Raw genomic sequence first — 852 nt, 5'->3', positions numbered from 1 at the left:
GTGATGGAGAACGTCATGTGCGCGCCGATGCTGGTCAAGGGCGTCAGCCGACGCGACGCTGCGGGGCAGGCCGAGCAGCTTCTGGATCGCATTGGCCTGGCGCAACGACGCAATCACTATCCGTTCCAGCTTTCAGGAGGCCAGCAGCAACGCGTCGCTATCGTGCGGGCGCTCGCCATGCAGCCTAAGGCGATGCTGTTCGACGAAGTGACCTCAGCCCTCGACCCTGAACTGGTCGGTGAGGTGCTCGGCTTGATGGCCGAACTCGCCAACGAAGGCATGACAATGCTGATTGTGACCCATGAGATTGCCTTCGCCCGCGACGTGAGTTCTCGCACCTTGTTCTTCGACCGCGGGGTCATTGCGGAATCCGGGCCATCGAGGGACGTCCTGCGCAACCCGCAGTCCGAAAGGATGCGTCAGTTCCTAAGCCGCGTCCTGCACGAATCCTATTGAGTGAAATGATATGAGTAGCGCTCTCTCCACCTATGCCCCCGGCTTTATAAGCGCCGCCTGGATCGTCTTCTCGGTCACCATTCTGGTGATCGCCGTCAGCTGGATTTGCGGGCTCGCGGCCGCGTTGGGCAAGACCTCGCGCATCGCGCCAGTGCGATGGGTCTCGACCTTCTACATCTGGTTCATCCGCGGAACGCCGACACTGATCCAGGTCTTCATCGTCTATTTCGGCTTCCCGCAATTCGGTGTGAAGCTCTCGCCCTTCGTGGCGGGCGTGTTCGCACTGGGCGTGAATTCGGGAGCTTATGTAGCCGAGATCGTACGATCCGGCCTCTCGGCCATTCCAGCGGGGCAAACGGAATCTGCCATGGCGCTCGGCATCTCGCGCCGCAAGAC

2 protein-coding genes are annotated in these 852 nt (G+C 61.2%); both read left to right on the top strand.

Annotated elements, in window-relative coordinates; genetic code table 11:
- A partial coding sequence (locus EN935_RS38175) for an ATP-binding cassette domain-containing protein (RefSeq protein WP_164771828.1) occupies positions 1-456 on the top strand: 456 nt, incomplete at its 5' end.
- Positions 457-466: 10 nt separating this feature from the next.
- Positions 467-852, top strand: a 386-nt coding sequence (locus tag EN935_RS38170; protein WP_127374351.1) for an ABC transporter permease subunit, incomplete at its 3' end; no start/stop codon positions are given.

It is taken from the genome of Mesorhizobium sp. M7D.F.Ca.US.004.03.1.1 (assembly GCF_003998635.1).
Classification (GTDB): Bacteria; Pseudomonadota; Alphaproteobacteria; order Rhizobiales; family Rhizobiaceae; genus Mesorhizobium; species Mesorhizobium loti.
The sequence above is the reverse complement of the archived record's forward strand: the minus strand, read 5'-3'. Positions and strand labels throughout refer to the sequence as shown.